Source organism: Pseudoclavibacter sp. RFBG4, assembly GCF_002931515.1.
Classification (GTDB): domain Bacteria; phylum Actinomycetota; class Actinomycetes; order Actinomycetales; family Microbacteriaceae; genus Pseudoclavibacter.
On the sequence record NZ_PSYC01000029.1, the window covers coordinates 223,342 to 239,472 of the forward strand.

Below are 16,131 nucleotides of genomic sequence, written 5' to 3' on the forward strand. Positions count from 1 at the left end.
CCGACCCGCCCCGCGAGCGCGCTCAGCCCAGGTACGCCTCGATGACCGCCTTGTCCTTCGCCAAGTCGGCAGCGAGGCCCGAGAGCGTCACGCGGCCATGCTCGATGACATAGGCACGATGCGCCACCTTGAGCGCGGCACGGGCGTTCTGCTCGACGAGCAGCACCGTCGCACCGCGCTCATTGATGCGCCCGATGAGCTCCATGACCTGCTTCACGACCAGCGGGGCGAGCCCCATCGACGGCTCGTCGAGCAGCATCAGCTTCGGGCCGCCGACATACGCTCGCGCGATCGCCACCATCTGCTGCTCACCGCCCGACAGGGTGCCGCCCTGCTGAGTGCGTCGCTCGAGGAGCCGCGGCATGAGCTCGTAGCACTCCTCGACACGCTCAGCGACGACCTTCTGGTCCTTCACCTGGTAGCCACCGAGCAGGAGGTTCTCGTGCACCGACATCGTCGAGAAGATGCGCCTGCCCTCAGGCACGTGGATGAGCCCGTCGCGCACGAGGTCCCACGGCTTCGCATTCGCGATGTCCTTGCCGCGCCACATGATCGTTCCGCGCTTCGCCCTGGCCAGTCCAGAGAGCATCGTGAGCGTGCTCGTCTTGCCCGCACCGTTGTTGCCGAGCAGCGAGACGACCTCGCCCTCGTTGACCTCGATCGACAGACCACGAAGCGCTTGCACGCGCCCGTAGAAGAGATCCACATCCTTGATCTCGAGCTCGACGCTCATGACCGGTCCCCCTCGTCCACTCGCTGGTTCTCGGGCCCGCCGTCCGGCTCGCCCTCGTGCTCGTCCTCGGGATCCTCCTCGGGATCCTCGACACCGAGGTACGCCTCGATGACCCGAGGGTCGTTCTTGACGTCCGCGGGCAGACCATCGGCGATCTCTCGGCCGAAGTTGAGCACGATCACGCGCTCCGAGATCTCCATCACGAGACCCATGTCGTGCTCGATGAGCACGATTCCGACGCCGAGATCCCTGATCTTGCGGATCAGCGCGATGAGCTCCTGCTTCTCGTTGTGGTTGAGGCCAGCAGCAGGCTCATCGAGCAGCAGCAGCTTGGGCTGCGTGGCGAGCGCCCGCGCGATCTCCACGCGGCGCTGCTCGCCATACGGCAGCTGCGACGCGAGCAGCTCATCGTCGAGCGAGTAGCCGACGAAGTCGAGCCAGCCGCGCGCATCCTCGAGCGCCTGGGCCTCGACCTTCTTGTAGCCGAACGTGTGCAGCATCGTCTGGAACACGTTCTGACGGATGCGCGCGTGCATGGCCGTCTTCACGTTGTCGATGACCGACATGTCCCGGAACATGCGGACGTTCTGGAAGGTGCGGCTCAACCCGAGGCGCGTGATCGTCGACGGCTGCTTGCGCATGATGCTCTCGCCGTCGAAGGTGATCGAGCCCGACGTCGGCCGATAGAAGCCGGTGATGCAGTTGAACGCACTCGTCTTGCCCGCCCCGTTCGGCCCGATCACCGAGATGATCTCACCCGCGTACGCATCGAACGACGTCCCGTCGACCGCCTTCACACCGCCGAACTGCAGCCGCAAATCACGGACCGAGAGCAACGGCTCACCCTGATGCGCCCGCCTGAACTCCTCGGCGACCGCGGTCACCGACTCCGTCTTCGGCACGTCGATGGGCGCCGTGCCGTACACGTCACCCGTGCCTGAAACCTGGCTCATGCCTGCTCCTTCGAGAGGTCGATGTTGGCGTCGGGCGCCTCATGGGCCGAGAAGCCGTCCTTCGGAGACGGCGCCTCGCCCTTGGCTCGCGACTTGAGGAACGGCAGGATCGCCGTCGCCGGCCAGATGCCCTGCGGCCGGAAGATCATCATGATCACCAGCAGCACGCCGAACACCAGGAAGCGCCAGTCGGAGAACTCGCGCAGGATCTCGGGCAGCAGCGACACGAGCAGCGCGCCGACGATGACACCCGGGATGGAGCCCATGCCGCCGAGCACGACCGCCATGAGCAGCAGGGCCGAGTTGAGGAACACGAACGAGGTCGGACTGATCGCCGTCTGGTGCGCTGCCATCAGCACACCCGCGAGTCCGCCGAAGACGGCGCCGAGCACGTACGCGCCGAGCTTCGTGGTGTACGTGTTGACACCCATGGCCTCGGCCGCATCCTCGTCATCCTTGATGGCGCGCCAGGCGCGACCCATCTTGCCCTTGCCCAGTCTCGAGGCGGCGATGATCGCGGCACCACCGGCGATGATGACGCAGAGGAAGTAGAGCAGGATCTTGCCGTTGAACTCGATGCCGCCGATCGTGAGACCATCCGCGAACGACCAGCCGAAGAACTCGAACGTGTCGATGCCGGAGATGCCGGACGGGCCACCCGTGACCTCGAGATTGTTGGCGGTGAGACGGATGATCTCACCGAACCCGAGGGTCACGATCGCGAGATAGTCGCTGCGCAGTCGCAGCGTCGGCCCGCCGATGATGAGACCGGCGAGGATGCACGCGACGATCACGAACGGGACCGTCGCGATGAGCGGCATGTCGAGCAGCGTGTTGAGGACGCCGGCCGTGTACGCACCGACGGCGAAGAAGGCGTAGTAGCCGAGGTCGAGGAGACCGGCGTAGCCGACGACGATGTTGAGGCCCATCGCGAGCATGATGTAGATCATCGCGGAGGTGCCGATGGAGATGACGTACGGCGTCGCGTTGATGAAGGGCAGCAGGAACGCGAAGAGGAACAGCACGAGGCCGACCAGGTTCATGAACGTCTTCGGGTTCAGGATGCCCTTGCGTGGCGTGGGCCGCTCGACGGTGGGCGCAGGCGCCTGGAGTCTGATGTCGGTCATGGGTTCACATCCGTTCCACGACGCGTGCACCGAGGATGCCGGTCGGTCTGAAGGACAGGAAGAGGATCAGGCACGCGAACGAGAAGACGTCACGCCACTCCCCGCCGAGCCAATGGGTGCCGAACGCCTCGAGCAGACCGAGCACGAGGCCGCCGAGCATGGCGCCGTAGAGGCTGCCGATGCCGCCGATGACGGCCGCCGTGAACGCCTTCAACCCGATGACGAAGCCGGCGAGGAAGTCGATGGTGCCGTAGTAGGCGCCAGCCATGACGCCCGCCGCACCCGCGAGGGCCGAGCCGATGAAGAAGGTGCGCGAGATGACCTTGTTGACGTTGACGCCCATGAGCTGCGCTGCCGTGGGGTCGAGCGCGATGGCCCGCATGGCGCGGCCGTCTCGGGAGCGCATGATGTACGTGTTGAGCGCGAACATGAGCGCCGCCGCGACGAGCATCATGACGATCTGCGGCATCGTGATACGGCCGCCGAGCAGGTCGAGCGTCTCCCCTTCGAGACGCGTCGGGTAGACCTTGGGGTCCGGGCCGAAGATCTGGCGCACTCCGTACTCGAGGATGAAGGACATGCCGACCGCGGTGATGAGCACCGCGAGCCTGGGGCTCGAACGCAGCGGCCGGTAGGCGACCCGCTCGATGGTCACGCCGAGGATGCCCGTGAAGATCATCGCGAGGAGCATGACCAGCAGGATCGACAGGATGCCGCCACCCGCGAGGCCCGAGAACGCCGAGAAGATGGTGAGGCCGGCGAACGCCCCGACCATGTAGACGTCGCCGTGCGCGAAGTTGAGCAGCTTGATGATGCCGTACACCATGCTGTAGCCGAGTGCGACGAGCGCGTAGAAGGATCCGACGAAGAGCCCGTCGATGATGAGTTGAATCACAGTGGTTCCTGACTGCAGAAGCGGGCGGGGAGTTCCCTCCCCGCCCGCCGTGGCTGACTAGCTCTTCAGGTCATCCTCGAGGATGAAGGTGCCGTCGGGTCCGACGGTGACGATGGCGAAGCCGCCCTCGCTCAGCGTTCCCTCATCCGTGAAGGTGAGGGGGCCGGAGAAGATGTCGAAGCCGTCCAGGGCACCGAGCGCCTCGATGACCGCGGGGCCCTCGGTGGTGCCGGCGTCCTCGATCGCCTGGGAGACGACGCGGACGGCGTCGTAGCTCTGCGTCGAGTAGGGTCCCGGCGCTGCGCCGAACTTCTCGGTGTAGGCGTCGATCCACTCGGTTGCACCCTCGAGCATGTCGGGGGTCTGCGTGAACGTGCCGAGCACACCCTCGGAGGAGCTGCCGGCGATCTCAGCGAACTTCGCGTCGACCGAGCCATCCGCGACCATGATCTTGCCCGTGTAGCCGGCCGATCGCAGCTGCTGGGTGATCAGGCCACCCTCCTGGTAGTAGCCGGTCCAATACATCATGTCGGGGTTCGCCGAGACGACCTTGTTGACGTTGGCCGCGTAGTCGGACTCGCCGGCGTTGACCGACTCCTCGAGCACGACCTCGATGCCGAGCTCCTTCGCCTGCTCGGAGGCGGACTTCGCGAGGTCCGTCGAGTAGTCCGTGTTGTCGTCGACGAGCGCCAGCGTCTTCACGCCCTGCTTCTCGGCGTACTTCAGCATCGCCTGGGCCTGCTGCGTCCCCGTGCCGTTGATGAGGAACACGTTGTCGAGGCCGGCTGCGACGAGCTGGTTCGAGTTGGCGGCCGGGATCACCATGGGGATCTCTGCCGTGTTGAAGATCGGCAGCGTCGGAAGCGTGGCTCCTGAGCAGTAGCCGCCGACCGAGGCGACGACACCATCGGTGACGAGCTTGTTCGCGGCGGCGGTCGCGCTTGTCGCGTCGCACGCGTCGTCGGCGGTGACCAGCTCCAGCTGGCGCCCGAGCACTCCGCCTGCTTCGTTGAGCTCGTCGACGGCCATCTGGGCGCCGTTCTCCATGTACGGGCCGAAGGCCGATTCCGAACCAGAGAAGGGTGCCGCGAGTCCCAACTTGATGGGTCCGTCTTCGGATGCGGCGTCCCCGCCTCCGGCGACACCCCCGGAGCATCCGGTGAGGGCGAGTGCGGCCGTGGCGAGCAGAGCTCCGGGGAGGAGCACTCTCTTCCAGATGCCAGCACCCCGAGGGCTGGTGGAACGACGTGCAGTCATGGTGAGTTCCTTCCGAACAGACGTCAGAATCGCCGGACCATCTCCGGTGATGGGATGTCACACATTACTGTTCGGTAGAAGTCCGCAGAAGGCCCTTCCTCAGCCTTGAAACAGAGTTGTTACAAAGTGTTTCGCTGTGTGGAGGGTTTGTTAAGCCTCTTCGGGTAGTCCTGCCCACCAGCCCACGACGTGGCCGATGTGCCGGTGCATGAGCTCGGCAGCCTCATCCGCCTTGCCCGCCTCGAGCAGGACCAGCAGATCCGCGTGCTCACGAGACGACGCGGTGAGCTCCTGGGAACCGAGCATCTCGGTCAGGCCCGTGAGCCTCGTCTGCCTGCGCAGCGCCGTCACGATGGACACGAGACGCTCATTGCCGGACAACCCGAGGAGCTTCGCGTGGAACTCGATGTCGACCGCCAGGTACAGGGGAAGATCCCCCGCCGCGGACGCCGCGTCGATCTGGGTCGCGAGCTCGCGCAGCTCGGCGCGAGGGGCCTCCGGGAACTCGACGGCGAGCTCGCGCACGATCGGCACCTCGAGCATCTGGCGCACCTCGACGATCTGGCGCAGCTCCTCGACGGAGACGTGCGTCACGCGGAATCCCTTGTTGCGAACGGGCTCCACGAACCCCAGCTTCTCGAGGTTCAGCATCGCCTCCCGAACAGGCGTCGCCGACACCTCGAAGCGAGCCGCGAGCGCTGGAACGGAGACGAGTTCACCCGCCGCGAGCCCTCCAGAGACGATCGCCGCGGCGACGGAATCCTCGATGGTGGCGCGCAGGTTCGACTGCTGCGCGGCTGGCCTGAAGTCCAACGCGTCGATCATGGGCACCCCGTTCGTAAGGCTCGCTCTGGCAGGAAAGCGTAAGCACACCTCAGGGGTGTTCATTACGTCCACTCAATAATGTGTCACATGCGCCAGCAAAGCACGGGCTTCGCCGAACATCTGGCCGCGGATGCTCAGAAGCGGATCGAGTAGGGATCCTCGCCTTGGTCGCGATCGCGCTGATCCCCGGAGGGTTCCGATTGCGTGAGGCCGGTCTCGCGGATGAGCCCCATCCCGAGCGCACTCGGCTCCGGAGACGGCCGCCGAACGGCGTCCTCGAAGATCTCGAAGTCCCGACGCGACAGCTCCAGCCAGCCGGCGCGCAGCCGCTCCCCCCAGTACTTGTCGTTCCGCGTCAGATCCAGCAGATCCCGCAGCGGCCGGATGAGCGCAGGACGCGCCTCGCGCATCCACTGCACCTCCCTGCGCCACGGCGACGACCCCCTCCCGCCGGCACGGTACGGCTCGTCGTCGAGCACGTAGCCCGCCTGCACGACGCTGCGAAGCGGCTCGCCATCCGGGTTCACCTCGCGCGGACAGTAGAGAGTCACACCATCGGACACGCGCATCTGCTCGACCCCCTCGAGCGCACCCCACGGCGCCTGCACGAAACCGCCCTCCACCATCGCGAGGGCGCGATCGAAGGGCTGCACGACAAGCCAGTAGCGGATGGCCACGGTCAGATGGTCGAAGGACTGGAGGCTCTGGCGCCCCTACGGCCAGAGGCCGAGGTGGCCGATCGCCGTGCGAAGCACCTGGCCGCGGCCACCCTCGAGCTCCTCGAGGAGGTCGGGGTCGAGTGCCTGCTGCGGAGTCAGCCATGTGATCTCGAGCGCGTCCTGGCGAGGGTTGCATTCCCCGGCGACCGGAACGATGAACTCGAGCGCGACCGCATGCTGGCGCGAGTCGAAAAGCCCGGAACCGGGCATCGGCGAGAACTCCGCCACGGTGAAGGGGGCGAGCGCCTGCGGCAGAGCCGGGAAGGCCATCGTGCCGAGATCCTTCTCCAGGTGCCGAAGGAGGGCGCCCCGAATCGACTCGCCGTACTGCACGCGCCCGGACACGAACGAGCGCGTCATGACGCCCTGGTTGTCGGCCCGAAGCAGCACGCCGAGGTGCTCGACCTTGCCCGAGGCGTCGACACGCACCGGGATGGCCTCGACATACAGCATCGGCACGCGACGCCGCACGAGCGCGAGCTCGTCGTCGTTCATCCAGCCGGACTCAGGATCAGGAGTGCGCACCGTCATGACCCCATTGTGGACCATGTATGTTTCCCGGGTGAGCACAGCATCCACAGGTATCGATCCCACGACGCTCCTCTGGCGGGGCGGCGACACCGAGACGGCGGCAACGAGCACGCTCCCGCTCGTCGTCGGACTGCACGGCTACGGCGCAGACGGAACGGACATCCTCAGCCTCACCGGGCAGATGCCCGATGGCTTCAGGTACGTCTCCGTGCCCGCACCGCACCCGCAGTCGGATGGTGGCCGCGAGTGGTTCCCGCTGCGCTTCGCCGACCCGACGACGGGCGAGGTCGCGGTCGACGCCGACGCCCAGATCGCTCTCGAGCAGGGCGCGAACGACGCTGCGGCAGCCGTCATCGCACTCCTGGACACGCTCGGCGTCCTCGACTCGGGCGCGCCACTCGCGCTGCTCGGCTACTCGCAGGGCGGCATCGTCGCCACGCAGGCGCTCCGCCAGCGTCCCGCGGCATTCCGGGGAGCCCTGCTGCTCTCCGGTCTCGTCGCCGTCGGCACCGTGCCGGGGGACGCGGAGCTCGCAGAATCCCGGCCGCCCGTCTTCTGGGGGCGGGGTGACGCCGACACGGTCATCCCCTCGCTCGCGGTCGAGCACACGGCAGCATGGCTCGAGGCCCACGCCGACGCAGAGGTCTACGTCGAGGCGGGCCTCGGTCACGCGGTCTCCGAGAAGGAGCTCGTGCGGATGGCGGGGTTCCTCGAGCGCCTGCTCGGGTAGCTCCCCGCTGCGCTAGTCGTTCGGGATGAGCAGCCAGAGCGCCAGGTAGATGATGACCTGGGGGCCCGGGATGAGGACCGACAGGACGGTCAGCAGGCGGACGACAAACGGCGACCAGCCGAATCGCTGCGCGATGCCCGCGCAGACTCCGGCGATGACGCGGCCGCTACGAGGGCGAACAAGACGCTTCATGTGAGATCACTCCTTCAGAACGTGGTGCGTCCAGCTTCGCGCATGCCGCCTGGATGATCGTCCCCCGGGAGGTTGATCCGGTCCTCCTGGAGGCTGATGTCGGTGGTGTGTGGTTCTGTTGTCGTCATGCCTGAGACGACCGCACTCGACGCGTTCTCCCCCGCGACACGGGAGTGGTTCCGCGGCGCATTTGTGAGCCCGACAGCGGTGCAGGAAGCGTCCTGGCGCGAGATCGCCGACGGGCACCACACCCTGGTCGTGGCGCCGACCGGCTCCGGCAAGACGCTGAGCGCGTTCCTCTGGGCGATCGACCAGCTCGCGGCCGAGCGCGGCGCCGAGAGCAAGGAGGCGAAGGCCGAGCGGCGCACGCGCGTCGTCTACCTCTCCCCGCTGAAGGCGCTCGGCGTCGACGTCGAGCGCAACCTGCACTCGCCGCTCGTCGGCATCACCCAGACCGCCAGGCGGCTCGGCTCGGTGGCACCGGATATCCGCGTCGGGGTGCGCTCAGGAGACACGAGCCCCACCGAGCGCAGACAGCAGCTCCGCAACCCTCCCGACATCCTCATCACGACGCCCGAGTCGCTCTATCTCATGCTCACGTCTCAAGCGCGGAAGACGCTCACCGGTGTGACGACGGTCATCATCGACGAGGTGCACGCCGTCGCCTCCAGCAAGCGCGGCGCGCACATGGCCCTCACACTGGAGCGCCTCGACGCGCTCCTCGACAAGCCCGCGCAGCGCATCGGCCTGTCCGCGACGGTGCGGCCCCTCGACGAGATGTCCCGCTTCCTGGCCGGGAACGCACCGGTCAAGGTCGTCGCCCCGCCGAGCACGAAGACGTTCAAGCTCGAGGTGCGAGTTCCTGTCGAAGACCTCAGCGACATCGGCATGACCCGTGCCGGGGCTGCGACTCCGACCTCCGCCGACGCATCCGGAGCCATCGCAGATGCAGACCCGTTCGCGGACTTCGAGGCTGGGGCGGCGGCCGGCTCGCTGCGCGACCCCGCAGCCGATGCAGAGGCGTCCGGCTCGGTGTGGCCGCACATCGAGGAGGCCATCGCCGACCTCGTCGAGTCGCACCGCTCCACGATCGTGTTCGTCAACTCGAGACGCCTCGCCGAACGACTCACGGCGCGACTCAACGAGATCGCCGACGAGCGCGCTTCGGCCGATGCTCCGACGGCCGAGACGACGAAAGCAGCAGACCCCTACAGCGCCGCAGCCCCCGGCGTGCGCTGGTCCTCCGGCGACCACAGCGCGAGCCCGAAGGCAGCGCCGCAGCGACCACCCGCAGTTTCCATGGGGCAGGCGGGCCAATCCTCCGGCGCCCCGCTCTCCTTCGCACGCGCCCACCACGGCTCCGTGTCGAAGGAGTCTCGCGCCGAGGTCGAGAACGCCCTCAAGAGCGGCACCCTCCGCTGCGTCGTCGCCACCTCCAGCCTGGAACTCGGCATCGACATGGGAGACGTCGACCTCGTCGTCCAGGTCGAGTCGCCACCCTCGGTCGCGAGCGGACTCCAGCGCGTTGGCCGAGCCGGCCACCAGGTCGGCGAGACCTCCGAGGGCACGATCTTCCCCAAGCACCGCGCCGACGTCCTGCACTCCTCCGTGCTCGCATCGCGCATGGTCACCGGGCAGATCGAGCGGATGCGGGTGCTCGCCAACCCCCTCGACGTGCTCGCCCAGCAGACGATCGCCGCAGCGGCCATCGAAGACCTCGACGTCGAGGAGTGGTTCGACCTGGTCCGGCGCTCGGCGCCGTTCGCGTCCCTGTCGCGACCCCTCTTCGAGGCGACCCTCGACCTGCTGTCCGGCAAGTACCCATCCGACCAGTTCTCCGAGCTGCGGCCACGCCTCGTCTGGGACCGCGACCAGGGCACCCTCACCGGAAGACCCGGTGCGGCGAGGCTCGCCGTCACCTCCGGAGGAACCATCCCCGACCGAGGCCTCTTCGGGGTGTTCCTCGCCGGTTCCGAAGACGCCGACGCGCAGCGAGGGCCGCGTCGCGTCGGCGAGCTCGACGAGGAGATGGTCTACGAATCGCGCGTCGGCGACATCTTCGCGCTCGGGGCGACGAGCTGGCGCATCGCCGAGATCACCTTCGACCGAGTGCTCGTGACCCCGGCCTACGGCCAGCCAGGACGACTGCCCTTCTGGGTCGGCGACGCGCTCGGGCGACCCTCCGAGCTCGGCCAGGCCATCGGCGCCATCACCAGGGAGATCGCCGCGAAGGGGCAGGTGCCCGAGGCACTCGCCGCCCTCATGGACGACAACGCCGTGCAGAACGCCGTCGCCTACGTGCGCGAGCAGCAGGAAGCGACCGGCCAGGTACCGAGCGACCACACGCTCATCGTCGAGCGAACGCGCGACGAGCTCGGCGACTGGCGTATCATCCTGCACTCCCCGTACGGCTCCCCCGTGCACTCCCCGTGGGGCCTCATCGTGGCGGCGCGCATCCGCGACCGCTACGGCCTCGATGGCGGCGTCGTCGCAAGCGACGACGGCATCATCGTGCGAATTCCGGAAGGCGACGCCGAACCGCCCGGTGCTGAGCTGTTCGCCCTGGAGGCCGACGAGATCGAGCAGATCGTGGCTCGCGAGGTGGGCGGCTCGGCCCTGTTCGCGTCGCGCTTCCGCGAGGCGGCGGCCCGTGCCCTGCTCCTTCCGCGCCTCAACCCCGGGAAGCGCTCGCCGCTCTGGCAGCAGCGGCAGAAAGCCGCCCAGCTGCTCGACGTCGCCAAGCAGTATCCGACCTTCCCGATCATCCTGGAGGCCGTGCGCGAAGTCCTGCACGACGTCTACGATCTCGACGCGCTCGTCGACCTCGCGAAGCGCGTCGCCGGCCGCGAGGTGCGCCTCGTCGACGTGACCACCGAGCAGGCGTCGCCCTTCGCGCGGACGCTGCTCTTCGGCTACGTCGGCGCGTTCATGTACGAAGGCGACAGCCCGCTCGCCGAACGCCGAGCTGCCGCACTCGCGCTCGACACGAGCCTCCTGGCCGACCTCCTCGGCAGGGTGGAGCTGCGGGAGCTGCTCGACGCGAAGGTCATCGCGAGGCTCGAGGCCGAGCTGCAGCGCACGGCCCCCGACCGCCTCGGGCGCGACGCCGAAGGGGTGGCCGACCTCCTGCGCGTGCTCGGCCCGCTCAGCGTGGGCGAGATCGCGGAGCGCCTGCGCGGCGAGAACGCCAGCACCGATGGTCACGCTGACGGCGAGAACGCCGCTGACGGCGACGAGCCCGCCGAAGAGCATGTGCCCACGGCCACCGCCGCCGTCGCCGAAGAGCACGTCTCGGCGCTCGTGAGGGCGAAGCGCGCGCTGCGTGTTCGCATCGCGGGGGTCGACCGCATCGCCGCGATCGAGGATGCCAGCCGCCTGCGTGATGCCCTGGGCGTCGCGCTCCCCATCGGCGTCCCCGTCGCCTTCATCGACCCGGTGGACGACCCGGTCGGCGACCTCGTCTCCCGCTACGCTCGCTCGCACGGCCCCTTCTCGGTCGCCGAGGTCGCCGAGCGCTACGGCACGGGCCAGGCGGTCGTGCGCGAGGCGCTCACGAGACTCGAGCTCGCCCGTCGTGTGGTCGAGGGCGAGTTCCGGCCAGACCGCGAAGGCTCGGAATGGGTCGACGAGACCGTGCTCAAGCGCCTCCGCGCCCGTTCCCTCGCCGCGCTCCGCAGCGAGATAGAGCCCGTCGAGCATTCCGCGTTCGCCCGGTTCCTGCCAGCTTGGCAGCACGTCGGCGGCGAGCTGCGCGGAATCGACGGCCTGATCACCGTCATCGACCAGCTCGCGGGCGTGCCCGTCCCCGCCTCGGCGCTCGAGAGCCTCATCCTCCCCGCCAGGGTGCGCGACTACCACCCGAGCATGCTCGATGAGCTCACCACGGCCGGCGAGGTCCTCTGGCGCGGGCATGGTGCGATCGGTTCGAGCGACGGCTGGATCAGCCTGCACCTCGCCGACACGGCGCACCTCACGCTCCCCGACCAGCCAGAGGGCGAACCGGATGCGCGCGGCAGGCACATCCTCGACGCGCTTGCCGGGTCCGGCCCGGGCTTCTTCCCCCAACTGTCGCGGCACGTGCGGCTCATGCTCGAACCCGAGTCGACCAGCGACCGAGAACTCTCCGACGCCCTCTGGGCGCTCGTCTGGCAGGGACGTGTGACCAACGACACCCTCTCGCCGCTCCGAGCGCTGATCTCCGGCGGCCCCGGCTCGGCGAGCACCTCAGCGCATCGGGCTCCCAGCCGAGCCGCACGCGGCAGGCTCTACCGTGGCCGCGTCGCCATGGCGCCGAGCGACTCCGCCGGAAGCCCAACCGCCTCCGCCTTCGCCTCCCAGCGGCCAGCGCCCTCGCAGCCCCACACGAGCGGCCGCTGGACCCTCGGCCTGCAGGGCGTGAGCGACGCCACCGAGCGTGGCCTCGCCATCGGCGACCTGCTGCTCGACCGCTACGGCATCGTGACGCGCGGCAGCGTCATGGCCGAGGAGGTCCTCGGCGGGTTCGCGCTCGTCTACCGGGTTCTCGCCCGCTTCGAGGAGTCCGGGAAGGCCAGACGCGGCTACTTCATCGAGAAGCTCGGCGCCGCCCAGTTCTCGACCGTGGGCGCCGTCGACCGCCTTCGCGGGTTCACGCAGGAGCTCGACGCCGAGAAGCAGTTCGAGACGCTCACGCTCGCCGCCACCGACCCCGCCAATCCCTACGGGGCCGCGCTCGCGTGGCCGAGCGACGAGGACTCGCAGACCAAGCACCGGCCCGGCAGGAAGGCCGGTGGGCTCGTGACGATGGTCGACGGCGACCTCGCGCTCTACGTCGAACGCGGCGGCAAGACGCTCCTCACCTTCAGCGACTCCGACGACGTCCTGCGGGCGGCAGCGAGGTCCCTTGCCGACACGGTCCGGCGGGCCCGCATCCCGAACCTCGTGATCGAACGGGTCGACGGCACGTTCGTGCTCGAGACGCCCCTCGCGAGCATGCTGCAGGAGGGCGGGTTCTCGCTCACCACCCGCGGCCTGCGCATGCGGCCTGGCCAGTGAGCCACGCCACGACGCGCACCGAGAGCAAGACCAGAGCAAACCAAACCAGACCAGAAGCAGAACCGACAGCAGAGGCGGCACAGTGGCGACAGCACGCGGACGACGAGGAAACAGGGCAGGCGGCACCGAGCCGAGAATCGAGGCGCCATACCTGCCGGAACTCGACGATGCCAGCGCCGCGGACTTCGCGACGGCGCGGGTGCACGAGCTGCAGCACTTCACCGAGGTGCGCGGCGAGGAGCTCGACGCCGCCGGCGTGACGTTCTCCGAATGCCGCATCGAAGGCCTGACGGCCCGCAGGCTCCTCCTGCACTCGGGCCGGGTGAGCGAGTGCGTGCTCGAGCGAATCGAAGTGCCGGTCGTCGAAGGGCAGCGCCAATCGTTCAGGTCCGTGAGCTGGACGGCATCCCGACTCGGCTCCGCAGACCTGCACGAGTCGGACTTCCAGAACGTCGAGTTCCGCGATGACCGGCTCGGCTACGTCAACCTGCGTGGCGCAACCCTCACCGATGTCCGCTTCGCCGACTGCGCGTTCGACGAGATCGACCTCGGGGGTGCGACCGCACGACGCGTGGCGTTCACGGAGAGCCGCACGGGCATCCTCGACGTCACGGGCGCCCGCCTCGAGCACGTCGACCTGCGCGGGCTCGAGTTCTCGACCATCACGGGCCTCGAGGGGCTGCGCGGCGTCACCGTCTCGCCGTCGCAGCTCGAGGCACTCGCACCCCACCTCGCGGCCCACCTCGGCATCGAGGTGCGTGATGCCGGAAGGTGACACCGTCTACCGGGCGGCCACCCGGCTGAACCGCGCCCTCGCTGGCCGCGAGCTGACACGCTTCGAGCTGCGTGTTCCGAAGTACGCGGCTCTCGACCTCGCTGGCCTCACCGTCGACGAGGTCGTTCCGCGCGGCAAGCACCTCCTGACTCGCATCGGCCCACACACCCTGCACACCCATCTCGGGATGGACGGCAGCTGGCAGCTCGTGACCGCAGGCGGGAAGTGGCCGCGTCCCGCGTATCTGGCGAGGGCGGTGCTCGGCACGGCCGCGGGCAGCGCCATCGGCTTCGAGCTCGCCGTCGTGGAGATGCTCGCGAGCGAAGACGAAGCCGATGCCGTTGGGCATCTCGGTCCCGACCTCCTCGGTGACGACTGGGACGCCCAGCTCGCCGTCGCGAACCTGCGCCGAGACCCAGACGCCGAACTCGCCGGAGCCCTCCTCGAGCAGCGCAACCTCGCGGGCCTCGGGAACGTCTACGTGACGGAGCTGCTCTTCCTGCGCGGCCTGCATCCGCATACCCCGGTGTCCGCCGCCGGCGACCTCGACCGGCTGGTCGAGCTTGGCCACAAGCTCATCGTCGCGAACCGCGACCGGGTGGAGCGCACGACGACCGGTGACCTGCGGCCCGGCAGGCGAACCTACGTCTACGGCCGATACGGCAAACCGTGTCTGCGCTGTGGGACGCGCATCCAGCGCGGCGTCCAAGGCCGCGAGCGCGTCGCGGCCTGGTGCCCCAGCTGCCAGCCAGCGCTGCCCACCTGACTCACGCTCCGCACCACGCCCACGCCCAGCACCCGCGCCCCGCACCGTCCTCGCGCTCGCGCCCGCGTCAAGGCCCCTCGCCCGCACCCGCACCCGCACCCGCACTCAAAGTTGTGGCCCGGTGCTCCACAACCGCTCGCCAGCCACACCACGCCACAACTCTGTCGCCGCGAACGCAGCAAACAGCGCGTTCCCGGAACCTTCAGCCCCGCCCGAGACGTTCGGCGCGAAGCCGCTTCGCGTAGTCGGTGAAGGCCTGCAGGCCACCGGCAGGCACGAGGTCAGCGACGGTGAGACGCACGTGCCGCATCCCCACGCTCTCGATCTCCCTGCTGCGCGTGATGTCCAGGCGCCACTGGCGCTGACTCGTGCGATGCCCGTCGCCCTCGTAGTCGTATCCGATGCGAGCTTCGCGATCGACGAGGTCGATTCGGGCCACCTGGCGCGCTCCCGACATGAGCGGGACGTTGATGTCTGGTTCCGGATAGCCGGAATCCACCAAGGCGATCCGCGTCGTCGACTCCCAAGGCGACTCGACCCGCTCGCGAATGCGCAGCGTGGCAGACCGCAGCACGGCGGCGCCCGCGCATCCCGTCCAGGCCTCAACAGCGGATGCCAGACGATCCCGCGTCGTCAGCGCTTGAGGCCAAGTGCGCCCTGGATAGTTGTCCGCGTCAGAGATGAGGGCGTCGCCGACCTGCACGAGCTCGAGCTCGTCCAGGTGACGGGCGAGGAGACAATAGGTGAGCTCCGGTGAGGCCACTGGGAGGCCCCCAAGACGGCCGATACTCCAGAAGCGCGGCGGGATGGACCTCGCTGTCACGCCCTTCGCGCGGGGCGGGTTCCTCCCCTTGGGCACGATGACATGGACCAACGCGTCGGCCAGGAGTTTCAACGGAAGGGGCAGTCCATAGAGCCGGGCGGCGGAGACACCACCGAACGCCTGGTTCGGAGACATGACCGGCCAGTAGCTGCGGTCGAGTTCCTGCATGCGGGCGGCCAGGGCAGCGAACTCGTCGCTCGCCCCGCGCACTCCGGTGGAGGCCTCGGCAGTCTGCGATTCCGGCATCGGCTGCGGCACCCGCACTCCGCGGAATGGCCGCGCCTCAGCGCTGTTGCGCAGCCGGGACTTCGAGAGACCTGCTGCTCGGGCCTCGGCCACGCCGAATGCCGCGAACCGCAGGTCGAACGGCAACTGGATGCGCGGCTCCCGCCTGCCCGCACGGCCTGCACTGTCCGCGCGGCCCGCACTGTCCGCTCGGCCCGCACGGCCTGCACTGTCCGCTCGGCCCGCACTGTCCGCTCGCGAGATTCCCTGCGGGTCAGCGTCATCCGCGCCGCCACCTTGTCCCATTGCTCGAACGTAGACGCGTCGCGAGCGCCACGACGATCATCGGCGAAAGCTGTGGACAGCTGGGCAGAGCAAGGTCAAGAACATGAGCATTGTGGCTGAGGCTCACTCCCCCGCTCCTCCTCCTCCTCCTCCTCCACCCGCCCCGGCGCAGAGTTGTGGCGAAGTGCGACCAGACCCGCTCCCGACCGCACCAACCCACAACTCTGCGCCGGGGCGGGGCTGGGCGCACTTCGCCACAAC

The 16,131-nt window shown here is 68.7% G+C and carries 14 protein-coding genes; 4 read left to right on the top strand and 10 right to left on the bottom strand.

The genetic code is table 11. The features are described from left to right. Nucleotides 1-22: 22 nt before the first annotated feature. From C5E10_RS12420 to C5E10_RS12455, 8 genes are all read right to left on the bottom strand, one after another. A complete protein-coding gene (locus C5E10_RS12420; protein WP_104331876.1) occupies nucleotides 23-733 on the bottom strand; it encodes an ABC transporter ATP-binding protein in 711 nt (236 codons plus the stop codon). Further along, nucleotides 730-1,686 (bottom strand): ABC transporter ATP-binding protein, encoded by a 957-nt coding sequence (locus C5E10_RS12425; RefSeq protein WP_104331877.1) that lies wholly within the window; start codon nucleotides 1,684-1,686, stop codon nucleotides 730-732. The genes C5E10_RS12420 and C5E10_RS12425 overlap by 4 nt, the downstream gene beginning before the upstream one ends. Then, nucleotides 1,683-2,813, bottom strand: a complete 1,131-nt coding sequence (locus C5E10_RS12430; RefSeq protein WP_104242762.1) for a branched-chain amino acid ABC transporter permease — start codon at nucleotides 2,811-2,813, stop codon at nucleotides 1,683-1,685. Before C5E10_RS12430 ends, C5E10_RS12425 begins: the two co-directional genes overlap by 4 nt. 4 nt (nucleotides 2,814-2,817) lie before the next feature. Continuing rightward, complete coding sequence (locus tag C5E10_RS12435; RefSeq protein ID WP_104242764.1) at nucleotides 2,818-3,708, bottom strand: branched-chain amino acid ABC transporter permease; 891 nt, start codon at nucleotides 3,706-3,708, stop codon at nucleotides 2,818-2,820. 57 nt (nucleotides 3,709-3,765) lie between these two features. Then, nucleotides 3,766-4,965 (bottom strand): branched-chain amino acid ABC transporter substrate-binding protein, encoded by a 1,200-nt coding sequence (locus C5E10_RS12440; protein WP_104331878.1) that lies wholly within the window; start codon nucleotides 4,963-4,965, stop codon nucleotides 3,766-3,768. Between the two features lie 150 nt (nucleotides 4,966-5,115). Further along, nucleotides 5,116-5,790, bottom strand: coding sequence for a GntR family transcriptional regulator (locus tag C5E10_RS12445; protein WP_104331879.1), 675 nt, complete (start codon nucleotides 5,788-5,790; stop codon nucleotides 5,116-5,118). 134 nt (nucleotides 5,791-5,924) lie between these two features. After that, nucleotides 5,925-6,467 carry an EVE domain-containing protein gene (locus tag C5E10_RS12450; protein ID WP_104331880.1) on the bottom strand — a complete coding sequence of 181 codons (543 nt, stop codon included), beginning with the start codon at nucleotides 6,465-6,467 and terminating at the stop codon, nucleotides 5,925-5,927. A gap of 36 nt (nucleotides 6,468-6,503) precedes the next feature. Beyond that, complete coding sequence (locus C5E10_RS12455) at nucleotides 6,504-7,040, bottom strand: DUF4916 domain-containing protein (protein WP_104331881.1); 537 nt, start codon at nucleotides 7,038-7,040, stop codon at nucleotides 6,504-6,506. A gap of 31 nt (nucleotides 7,041-7,071) precedes the next feature. Between C5E10_RS12455 and C5E10_RS12460 the strand changes: the two genes are divergently transcribed. After that, the gene (locus C5E10_RS12460; RefSeq protein WP_181062753.1) at nucleotides 7,072-7,770 is read left to right on the top strand and encodes an alpha/beta hydrolase; all 699 of its coding nucleotides are present in this window, start codon (nucleotides 7,072-7,074) and stop codon (nucleotides 7,768-7,770) included. A 12-nt stretch (nucleotides 7,771-7,782) separates the two neighbouring features. On the opposite strand, the gene C5E10_RS12465 is transcribed toward C5E10_RS12460, so the two are convergent. Next, a complete protein-coding gene (locus tag C5E10_RS12465; RefSeq protein WP_068479399.1) occupies nucleotides 7,783-7,962 on the bottom strand; it encodes a PspC domain-containing protein in 180 nt (59 codons plus the stop codon). A 126-nt stretch (nucleotides 7,963-8,088) separates the two neighbouring features. On the opposite strand from C5E10_RS12465, the gene C5E10_RS12470 reads away from it, so the two are divergent. The 3 genes from C5E10_RS12470 (at nucleotide 8,089) to C5E10_RS12480 (ending at nucleotide 14,537) form a co-directional block, all read left to right on the top strand. Further along, the gene (locus C5E10_RS12470) at nucleotides 8,089-12,996 is read left to right on the top strand and encodes a DEAD/DEAH box helicase (RefSeq protein WP_104331883.1); all 4,908 of its coding nucleotides are present in this window, start codon (nucleotides 8,089-8,091) and stop codon (nucleotides 12,994-12,996) included. Between the two features lie 82 nt (nucleotides 12,997-13,078). Then, nucleotides 13,079-13,771, top strand: a complete 693-nt coding sequence (locus C5E10_RS12475) for a pentapeptide repeat-containing protein (protein WP_104341462.1) — start codon at nucleotides 13,079-13,081, stop codon at nucleotides 13,769-13,771. Next, complete coding sequence (locus tag C5E10_RS12480) at nucleotides 13,758-14,537, top strand: DNA-formamidopyrimidine glycosylase family protein (RefSeq protein WP_104331885.1); 780 nt, start codon at nucleotides 13,758-13,760, stop codon at nucleotides 14,535-14,537. Before C5E10_RS12475 ends, C5E10_RS12480 begins: the two co-directional genes overlap by 14 nt. Before the next feature lie 202 nt (nucleotides 14,538-14,739). On the opposite strand, the gene C5E10_RS12485 is transcribed toward C5E10_RS12480, so the two are convergent. After that, the gene (locus C5E10_RS12485; protein WP_146080263.1) at nucleotides 14,740-15,618 is read right to left on the bottom strand and encodes a hypothetical protein; all 879 of its coding nucleotides are present in this window, start codon (nucleotides 15,616-15,618) and stop codon (nucleotides 14,740-14,742) included. Nucleotides 15,619-16,131: the final 513 nt, after the last annotated feature.

Excerpts from the sequence above, each read along its gene's own strand:
- C5E10_RS12430 (WP_104242762.1), bottom strand. The coding sequence starts at position 2,813 with ATGACCGACATCAGACTCCAGGCGCCTGCGCCCACCGTCGAGCGGCCC.
- C5E10_RS12420 (WP_104331876.1), bottom strand. The coding sequence starts at position 733 with ATGAGCGTCGAGCTCGAGATCAAGGATGTGGATCTCTTCTACGGGCGC.
- C5E10_RS12465 (WP_068479399.1), bottom strand. The coding sequence starts at position 7,962 with ATGAAGCGTCTTGTTCGCCCTCGTAGCGGCCGCGTCATCGCCGGAGTC.
- C5E10_RS12470 (WP_104331883.1), top strand. The coding sequence starts at position 8,089 with ATGCCTGAGACGACCGCACTCGACGCGTTCTCCCCCGCGACACGGGAG.
- C5E10_RS12455 (WP_104331881.1), bottom strand. The coding sequence starts at position 7,040 with ATGACGGTGCGCACTCCTGATCCTGAGTCCGGCTGGATGAACGACGAC.
- C5E10_RS12445 (WP_104331879.1), bottom strand. The coding sequence starts at position 5,790 with ATGATCGACGCGTTGGACTTCAGGCCAGCCGCGCAGCAGTCGAACCTG.
- C5E10_RS12480 (WP_104331885.1), top strand. The coding sequence starts at position 13,758 with ATGCCGGAAGGTGACACCGTCTACCGGGCGGCCACCCGGCTGAACCGC.
- C5E10_RS12440 (WP_104331878.1), bottom strand. The coding sequence starts at position 4,965 with ATGACTGCACGTCGTTCCACCAGCCCTCGGGGTGCTGGCATCTGGAAG.
- C5E10_RS12425 (WP_104331877.1), bottom strand. The coding sequence starts at position 1,686 with ATGAGCCAGGTTTCAGGCACGGGTGACGTGTACGGCACGGCGCCCATC.